The organism is Mesorhizobium sp. (assembly GCF_004962925.1).
Classification (GTDB): Bacteria; Pseudomonadota; Alphaproteobacteria; order Rhizobiales; family Rhizobiaceae; genus Mesorhizobium.
Genome location: NZ_SUEO01000058.1, coordinates 7,439 through 16,306, shown reverse-complemented (window position 1 = coordinate 16,306; position 8,868 = coordinate 7,439). Strand labels below are relative to the sequence as shown.

Here is an 8,868-nt window from a genome sequence, read left to right as displayed (position 1 = left end):
TTTGAGGCCAAGTCACGTTTGCCGGTCGAGTCACGTTCGTGGGCGAGGTCGGCGCTGCTCATCTCAAGCCCTCAAGATAGGCGACGATCGCATTCAACTCGTCACCGTTCAGATCCACCACCGGCATATAGGCGCCCGGCTTGATTCCCTGCGGATCGGCTATCCATGCCGCAAGGTTGCCGCGGCTCATCGTCAGCGTTCCGGCTGCGAGCGTTTGCCTGCTGGCGACATGGGTCAGGTCGGGGGCGACCGAGCCGCCGGCCATGGTGCCGCCGATCTTGTGGCACATCACGCAGGGCCGCTTGAGGAACAGGTCATGGCCGGCTTTCGCCTCGGGCGAGGCAGGCGGGGCGGCCGGCCTCAACTGGTCGTTCAGCCAGGCGTCGAAGATGGGCCGAGGCTCGGCGATGACGAAGGTGCTCATATTGGCGTGCTGAGCACCGCAGAACTCGGCACATTGGCCCCGATAGACGCCGGGCTTGTCCGCCTTAAGATCAAGAACATTCTCGTGGCCCGGAATGAGGTCCAGTTTGCCGGCCAGATTCGGCACCCAGAAGGAATGGATGACGTCGGTCGAGGTGAGAATGAACCGCACCGGCTCGCCCGCAGGGATGTGGATCTCGTTGGCGGTCGTCAGGATGCGGTTCGGCTGGCTGTTTTCATAGCGCACCTCCCACCACCACTGATGCCCGGTCACGCGGATTGTCAGCGCCGCATCCGAGCCGATGACAGCGAGCGTCCTGTTGGCGAAGAAACTCAACAGCGTTAGCCCGATCAGGATCACTGCGGTTGCCCCGAGCGCCGCAAAGACAATTCGCGTCTTGTGGCGCTCGGAAGTAGCGTCGAGGACAAGCGGATCGCCGATCGGTCGTGCGCGCCGGATCAGCGTCATGATCAGCGCGATCATCACCAGGAGCCAAACCAGGGTGCAGAGGGCGGTGAAGAACCAGATCAGCCACGCGAGCTCGCCCGCTGCCGGGCCCTTCGGATCGAGGGCGGATTGCCAGCCACTGCATCCTGCGAGGGGCAGAATGGAGGCTGCGCCGCACATCACCCAAATGCGTCTCACGGTGACTTCCCCAGTGTCGCGGCATTTGGCAGGCGATTTTCGGATGGGTGCACCATCATGTCGTCGTCGCGCCCAGGCGCGGCGGAGGAGGGTACGTTGCCGCTCAGCGAGCGGACAAAGGCGGCAAGTTCCCAGATCTGGTCGTCGGGGACCCTGTCACGGAAGCTCGGCATCCCGTTCGGGCGTCCGTCTCTGATCGTAGCGTGGATGCTTTCGATTGCACCCCCGTAAATCCACTTTTTGTCCATGAGCGCTGGTCCCATGCCGCCACCGCCATTGGCATGGCATCCCGAACAGTTGAACCAGTTGAACAGACGTTTGCCCTGGCTAAGATGGAACGCGTTTGCCTCGAACGCTGCTGCCTTGTTGTCGGACGGAGACGGCCGCTCGCCGCCTGGCGTAAGGACAGTGACCGGCGTCGGCTGCTTGCCGGAGCCGAGTGCCGACTGAGGGCGGGTGTCGCGTTCCTCGCGCTGGCATCCGGCAATGGCGAGCATTGCGAACAACAGCAAGGGAAGGCAGCGGTTCATTTCAAGGCGCTCCAGCAGTATCGAGCCGGGGCAAGCCATACTGCGCCAGAATCGCGTTGATCTCGGCGCGGTGCTTTGCGAGGGCAGCGTCCACTTCGCCGCGCAGCACATCATCCTCGTGCCGCACGCCCATCGAGATGTCGTAGATCATCGGCAATTGCGGACCGTCTATCCGCGGCTCAACCGGCGTCATCCGCAGAGCCACCTTCTGTCTGGCGGCAAAGTAGCCGGCCAGCGGACCCCAGACGACGGCCATATCGATTTCGCCACTCGCGACCGCTTCGATGATGCGCGCCGGCGGATTCGGCGCAGAATAGTCACCATAGACCGGGAAGCCGGTAAGATGGCCGACGATGCCACGGCGCCCGAGCGCCTGGGCGGGTGGGGAGTTGGCGCCATCATCGCCGATCAGTTGGACACCGATGCGCAGACCACGCAGCCGAGGATCGTTGAATGAGCTGACTTCCGGCGCCTCCTTGCGCGTCACGAAGACGTAGGACGAGCGGTAATATGGCGCGGTGGTGCGCAGTATTTCGAGATTGGCGGGCGTGCCGGGGACGAGATCACACAGACCGGCTTTCAACGTGTTGCGGATGAAGCCGCGGTGCTGCGCCCACCATGTATAGGAAAGGGTTGCGCCAAGTTCCCTGGCGATGATCCCCACGATCTTGTTTTCAAAGCCTGCACCGCTGGCGTTGGAGAAGGGCATGTTGTTGGGATCGGCGCATACCCGCAGCTCGCGCGCATTCGCCGGGGCGGCGACAAGGGACAAGGTTAGTACGCAGATTGTCGCGACAAAATGCCGGGAACGCATCCTCCCCCGTCGCACAGGCCCGCCGATCGGTTCAAGGCAGCCGGAATACATACAGCGTACCTCCCGGCGTGGTTACGTCCTTCAGATCTTTCATGACGTTCGCGAAGCCGAGCGCAGCGGTGGCGTCGCGCGGGTCGAGATCCCCCGACACGATGGCACCTGCCCAGCCACCGACACCCGACAAGATCGCGACATATTGGTGCCCGTCGGGACCGCGATAGGTGATCGGCTGGCCGATGATGCCGGAAGAGGTCTTGAACTGCCAAAGCAGTTTCCCGGTCGTGGCACTCACCGCCTTGAACCAGCCTTCCATGGTTCCATAGAACACGACATTGCCGGCGGTAACGACGGCACCGCTCCACACCGGAAAGTTCTCCTTCAGGATCCACGCCGGCTTGGCGGCGGCGACATCCCAGGCGGTGAATGCACCGCGATGTCCGCCCGGCCCAGCGATCATGCGGACATTCATGCCGACATACGGCGTGCCGGCGATGTAATTCACCTCGACGCCTTCTTCGTCCATGCACAGATTGTTGTGCGGGATGTAGAGCAAGCCGGTCTTGGGCGAGAATGCCGAGGGCTGCCAATCCTTCAGGCCGGATGCGGTCGGGCAGATGTTGCGTACGACCTTGCCGGTGCTGGTCTCTTTCTCGGGATTTACTATCAGTCGGCCTGTCTTGAGGTCGACTCCCTTGCTGGAATTGACTGGCCCGAATGGTACCGCGGACAAGACCTCGCCCGTCGTGCGATCCAGCAAGTAGACATAGCCGTTGCGTTCCGGCCGGACGAGCACCTTGCGGGGCTTGCCCTGCCAGGTCATATCCAGCAACACCTGCTCGTTGATGCCGTCGTAATCGTGCAAATCGTGCGGGGTCCACTGATAGAACCATTTTGCATTGCCGGTGTCGGGATCGCGGGCAAAGATGCCGGACGTCCACTTGTTGTCGCCGGGTCGCAGGTCGGGATTCCAGGGACCGGGGTTACCGGTACCATGGAAGATCAGGTCCAGATCGGGGTCATAGGAAATCCAGCCCCACACATTGCCGCCGCCGATTTTCCAGGCGTCCGGCGGCCACGATGTGACGCCGAGATCCTTGCCTTTGTCCATGTCGTAATGCGGCGTGAAGTCGGGGCCGATCAGCACCTCGGCGTCCGGGCCGGTGCTGTAGGCCGTCCACATGACATGCCCGTCGCCGGCGTCAAGCGCCTTGATCCAGCCGCGCACGCCCATTTCGCCGCCGGAATTGCCCACCAGAACTTTGCCCTTAACAATCAGCGGCGCCATGGTGATGGTCTCGCCGATGTTGATGTTGCCGATATGGGTGTTCCAGACCGGTTTGCCGGTGGCCGCGTCGACCGCGATCGTGTGTCCGTCGAGCGTGTTGAAGTAGATACGCCCGTTGGAGAAAGCCGCACCACGGTTGACCACATCGCAGCAGGCAACACCCTGCGCAGCAGGCTCGGGATTGGGCTCGAACTTCCACTTCATCGGTGCGCCGGGTCTGGCGAGATCAAGCGCGTAGAGAATATTGGGAAAGGGCGTCACGATATAGATCGTGTCGCCGACAACCAGCGGCGCAGCCTCCTGGCCCTTGTTCACGCCGGTCGAGAAGGTGAAGGCTACCTGCAGGGTCTTGACATTGTCTTCAGTGATTTCAGCGAGTTCGCTGTAGCGAGTCGAAGCATAGTTCTTCGCCGGCATCGTCCACTGGCCATCGTCAAGTGGGGCTGCTGCAGCAGGCGGCCTTATGGCAGGCTCCGCCGGCTGGGCGACCGCTCCGGCCACGAGCGCGAAGCCCGCCAGCAAGGTCCAGCCGATCATCCCCAATTTGGTACGACCATCTATCCTGGCCATTGCCTTGTATCCCCTCTGGCAGGCGCCCCAAATCTTCACCGCCACCTGTTGCACCTGTTTCATTCGTGCATCGAGCCGCCGACCCCGGCGCCGAGCTCCGCTGCTATGTCCGCCTCGCTTCCGGCACATAACGGATGGCCCCAGCCGGAAGCGCTCTTCCCGCCGGGGTCAAGATCATAGACGATGGCGTCTTTGCGATTTGGATTGACGCCGGCCGACACCTTGTCCAGTCCAAGCGCAGCACGCGTGCGCCATGCGACATTGTGATCGGCACAGGAGGAATCGCCGCTTACACCAAGCCCTCCGATGATCCCTTTTTCATCGTAAAGCGCCAGACCGCCGCCAAATGCGACTACGCCCCCGACGAGCTTTCCCGTCAGCGGGTCGCTGGAACCTCCAAATGTCGTAGGATTACCGGCATAAGCGGCCGCCTGGTTGACAGGGTTGGTGGCCTGCAGGCCGAACAGGGGGCCGCCCGGCTGGACCGCCGCATAGAGGTTAGCGGTCGAAAGCGCCATGTGGGCAAGGCTGAGCCCGTTGGCCGTACTGGCCTTTTCGGCTGCAACCACGCGGCTGCCGGGCCATTGGGCGTCGGGCGTGGGACCGCTGAAGGCGACGGCGCAGACTGCTCCGTCGCGAGCGACGATCGCCGCCCATTCATGGGTGTCAAAGCCGCCATTGCCGGGGCCGCCGCTCGCCTTAACGCTTGCCTTGAGGGCGCTGAGGAGTCTGCCATGGTCAGCAGGGCACGGCGCTTGCGCCCAGGCTTTTTGCTCGACGTAGCCGATCGTCAGCAGGAACAGACCCAATGCTACTGAGGCAGTCCAATGACGATCCATCGCCCGCGCCGCGTTTATTGAACTCCCCTAACGCATGAGAGGCGCAGAAGTGCCAAACGTCATGAAATAAAATAGCAGATTGATTTGGCTTAGAATCAGCGCGGTTGAGTTCGAACAGTGAAACGGTTCTGAGCCCTCGCGGTTGTGAGGGGCGGGAACCAGCCTCTGCAAGACACGTTGCTAAGTCATCAACCTTCACCAAAGGGATCGGCGCAATGGCGAAAGACATACCTCGCGAGGAAGAGCAACGCGGCACGGGAAAAGTCATCATGTGGGGCGCCGTAATCTCCGCTGTGCTTTTTGTTGCCCTCATGGCCATATTCATCCTCGGGCCGATCTGATCTGGTTGCGGGATTTCGAGCTGTCTTTCAGCTGGCTTGCGTGATCAGGCCATAGCCACCGCGCGCGTTGGACCCCAACCTGCCGGGCGGCGCTCTACTTTCTCAAGCTCCCAAAGCGGCGCCGAGTATTAACAAATGTAAAGCCCGTCGGGCGATCGGAACTAACGGTCTGTGGCGACGTTGCGGTGGCAGTAAAACTATGCTGACCAACGGAGACAGACATGACAGACTCGAAAGAACGTCTGGCGCAGTGGCTTCGCGACGCTCACGCTATGGAAGAACAAGCCGAGACCATGTTGAGCGGCCAAATCGGGCGTCTTGAAAATTATCCCGAGATACGCGACCGGATGAGGATGCATCTGGAAGAAACGAGGGAACAAGCAGAACGTCTCGAACAATGCCTCGATCGGATGGGGGAAGGATCATCGACGCTGAAGGATGCCGGCGGCAAGTTAATCGCCATGGGGCAGAGCATCAGCGGTATTTTTGCAGGCGACGAGGTGATGAAAGGATCGCTGGCCAGCTACACATTCGAGCATATGGAAATCGCCAGCTACAAAATGCTCATTGCCGCAGCCGGGGAGGTCGGCGACGACGAAGTGCAGAGAGTTTGCGAACAAAACCTCCGCGAGGAAGAGGCGATGGCCGATTGGCTGGAAAGCAAACTCGGCACGGTCACCGCCGAGTTCCTGCGGCGCGACGAGCGGGACGCTGACAGCGCGAAACGATGACGTGCCTGTAAATTTGATTGAACGAAAGCGTTATCGCGTTCTGGGCGCCCTTTGGCGGCACTAGACTGATCGACGCCGCTTTCACGTCCCGGGATCCATGCGCGCAGGGGACAGCGTATCGCGTTTTGGTGCAGCTAGAGCACTCAGCGCGGTCGTGGGAGCCGTGGGCCTGTGTCTGCGTGCCGGAGGCGCGATCGGAGTGTGTCGTTAGACGCGCGGCGGTTGGGCGACGCTCGTCTTCTGGCCAGACGCCTGGCACGGCGCGATGCAGTTCCAGCTTTGGCGATGGCGGGCACACTGCATTACGCCCAGAACAGGCGCGCAAATGACATCTAATTCAGAGAAGGCCGAGGCGGTCGAGCAGTTGCTTGACACACCTGATCTTGCGACCGCACTGGAAAGCGAACAGTTCAAAAAATTCCTTGACCAGGTGCCGATCGCCATAGCGGTGCGGAGCTGACCGCGGAGGAGCGTGTGGTCTACGCCAATCCGGAATTGAGAAACTGTCAGGCCTGACGATCAGGCTCCTTTCGGGCACGGTCATCCACCAGCAGAAGGGCCGGCCTCTCCCCGAGGCCTTTGCCGAGGAAACCGATTTTGTCGGCGCCTTCCGGCTGGAGCGCGTCGGGGACAATCCGGCTCTTGTCGACGTTTATTCAAACATAATCGTGGAGGACAATGGCAAGATCTGCTTCCGGCTGGTGGCGCTGGTCGACTTATCGGCCCATGGCGAAGCGGGGGATCAGCGCTCGGTGGAGGAGCGTGTGGTGGATACATCCCGGTGTCAATAAACGTCGCCATGCCGGCGGGACTGGTCGTGAACGAATTGCTGACCAATTCACTAAACATGCTTTCCAGGGGCGAAAACATGCTTTCCACGGGCGCGAAGGCGGCACGATAACGCTACACAGCATCGTCGATGGCGACGGCTGCCGGGTCATAGTGGCTGACGACGGGATTGTTCCCCGAACCTTTCGACGATGAATATTTCCGCCATTTGCAATGGGCTCACCTGTCGGCGGGGGCGCCGGTGGCGGCATGCGGTGGCCAAACCGCACCCCGCACGTGCTCACCCCCGGCATGCGCCGGGCGCAGCGTTCGCTGGCCGATTTCCTGCCTCTTGGACCGCAAGGTGGCGGCGCAAAGCCTGGGCGTCACCTGCCTCGACTGTCATGCCAACTTCAACAATAACGCCGCCTTTCATCTGACGCCCGATGTCAGGCCGCAGGACCGCGCGCTTCCGTCTCGACACGACCAGCCTGCGCGGTCTGTTCAACCAGCAGATCCATGGGTCGAAACGGTCACTGCGCTCGGTCGAGGATTTACCGAATTCGAACAGCGCACCGCATACTTTAACGGCGACCATGTCAGCGCGACCAGGAAAGGCGTCCACCTGCCCGACCGCACCAACCAGGTGGCGATGATGGCGCAGATGCAGAACATCATCGATTTTCCGCCGGCGCCGAAGCTCGACCCGTTCGGACGGCTCGATCCCGCCTTGGCCAGCGAGCAGGAACTGGCGGGCGAGCGCGTGTTCATGGGCAAGGGCCGCTGCGCGCAATGCAATGTCCCGCAAACGTCGTTCATGGACAACAACATGCACGACCTGAAGCTGGAGCGCTTCTATAAGCCGGGGCAGACCTTCAACGACATGGTGGAATTGCCGGACGGACCGATCAAGACGTTTACGCTGCGCGGCATAAAGGACACGCCGCCCTATCTGCATGACGGCCGTCTGATGACGCTCGCCGATACGGTGGAGTTCTTCAACCTGGTGCTCGGCACCAAGCTCACCCAAGACCAGAATGATCTCGGTGCCTATATGCTCGCGCTTTGACACAGGCCGACCGACCCAGGCACATCTTCGATGGAGGTTCTCATGCGTGTTTTTGCCAACTGCTTTGGGATTGGCAGTGTTGTCAGCATCGGCTCTCTCGGTATCGCCCCTTTTGGCCCAGATCGGAAACCCGGCCGGCATGGCCCCGGATACCAGGATGGAGGCGCCGGGACAGCCGGCGCCTCATCAGACCAACTACCAGGACCGGCTGTTCGCGCAGCTCGCCGCCGCCGGCGGCGCAGCCGAGGTCGAAATCGGCAAGCTCGCGAAAAAGTCCGGCAACACCGCCGTCACAGCATTTGCCGGCCGCATGGTAGACGACCACTCGGCGGCAAACGCGAGACTGAAATCTCTCGCCTAGACCAATAAGATCCCGCTGCCGGAAGGGCTCGATGTGGAGCACGAGCGGCAGCGGGCCGAGCTTGAAAAGCTCTACGGGGCGAAGTTTGATATTGCCTATATCAGCGGGCAGATCACCGATCACCAGAAGACGGTGCAGCTGCTTGAATGGGAGATAGGTTCGGGACAGGACGCCGACCTTCAGCATTTCGCCTCGGAGACTTTGCCGACGGTGTTAGATCATCTGCAATTGGCACGCGACATCAAGGCGGAACTGGGCAAACCAAGCGATCGCCGGCGCCACCTCGGCGCCGACCAAGAAGTAGCCCGCCGGCCGGCAGCGTCTAGCTGTTTCCTGCGGGCCAGTCTCGTCGCGTCTGTCTCGCGGTAACCCTGGCAATTCCTGTGATGCGCTGGTCACCGCCGATGGCCGCCTTTTTGGCATCAACACTGCCATCAGCGGGCCTGCCGGTGGCAGTGTCGGCATCGGCTTGGCGTTGCCGATTGCAATGG

The 8,868-nt window shown here is 61.5% G+C and carries 7 protein-coding genes and 4 pseudogenes; 6 read left to right on the top strand and 5 right to left on the bottom strand.

Annotated features, from left to right (window positions below; all coding sequences use genetic code 11):
• Positions 1-58: 58 nt before the first annotated feature.
• From coxB to E5W87_RS14135, 5 genes are read right to left on the bottom strand one after another with little or no spacing between them, the layout of a single operon-like run.
• Complete coding sequence (coxB, locus tag E5W87_RS14155) at positions 59-1,051, bottom strand: cytochrome c oxidase subunit II (RefSeq protein WP_292398162.1); 993 nt, start codon at positions 1,049-1,051, stop codon at positions 59-61.
• A gap of 14 nt (positions 1,052-1,065) precedes the next feature.
• Complete coding sequence (locus tag E5W87_RS14150) at positions 1,066-1,599, bottom strand: c-type cytochrome (RefSeq protein WP_292398139.1); 534 nt, start codon at positions 1,597-1,599, stop codon at positions 1,066-1,068.
• A gap of 1 nt (position 1,600) precedes the next feature.
• Positions 1,601-2,413, bottom strand: a complete 813-nt coding sequence (locus E5W87_RS14145) for a substrate-binding domain-containing protein (RefSeq protein WP_164759079.1) — start codon at positions 2,411-2,413, stop codon at positions 1,601-1,603.
• Positions 2,414-2,444: 31 nt separating this feature from the next.
• Positions 2,445-4,331 carry a methanol/ethanol family PQQ-dependent dehydrogenase gene (locus E5W87_RS14140; protein WP_292398137.1) on the bottom strand — a complete coding sequence of 629 codons (1,887 nt, stop codon included), beginning with the start codon at positions 4,329-4,331 and terminating at the stop codon, positions 2,445-2,447.
• Positions 4,328-5,107 carry a heme-binding protein gene (locus tag E5W87_RS14135; RefSeq protein WP_292398135.1) on the bottom strand — a complete coding sequence of 260 codons (780 nt, stop codon included), beginning with the start codon at positions 5,105-5,107 and terminating at the stop codon, positions 4,328-4,330. Before E5W87_RS14135 ends, E5W87_RS14140 begins: the two co-directional genes overlap by 4 nt.
• A gap of 215 nt (positions 5,108-5,322) precedes the next feature.
• Here E5W87_RS14135 and E5W87_RS14130 point away from each other — a divergent pair, with 215 nt between their 5' ends.
• From E5W87_RS14130 to E5W87_RS14105, 6 genes and pseudogenes are all read left to right on the top strand, one after another.
• Positions 5,323-5,448 carry a hypothetical protein gene (locus E5W87_RS14130; RefSeq protein WP_281033122.1) on the top strand — a complete coding sequence of 42 codons (126 nt, stop codon included), beginning with the start codon at positions 5,323-5,325 and terminating at the stop codon, positions 5,446-5,448.
• A gap of 221 nt (positions 5,449-5,669) precedes the next feature.
• Positions 5,670-6,179, top strand: a complete 510-nt coding sequence (locus E5W87_RS14125; protein WP_292398132.1) for a DUF892 family protein — start codon at positions 5,670-5,672, stop codon at positions 6,177-6,179.
• A 325-nt stretch (positions 6,180-6,504) separates the two neighbouring features.
• Positions 6,505-7,139, top strand: a pseudogene (locus E5W87_RS14120) (PAS domain-containing protein); the annotation flags it as partial.
• A 163-nt stretch (positions 7,140-7,302) separates the two neighbouring features.
• Positions 7,303-8,016: pseudogene (locus tag E5W87_RS14115) on the top strand (cytochrome B6); the annotation flags it as partial.
• Positions 7,985-8,746, top strand: a pseudogene (locus E5W87_RS14110) (DUF4142 domain-containing protein). The pseudogenes E5W87_RS14115 and E5W87_RS14110, both read left to right, overlap by 32 nt.
• A pseudogene (locus E5W87_RS14105) lies at positions 8,745-8,868 on the top strand (peptidase); the annotation flags it as partial. The pseudogenes E5W87_RS14110 and E5W87_RS14105, both read left to right, overlap by 2 nt.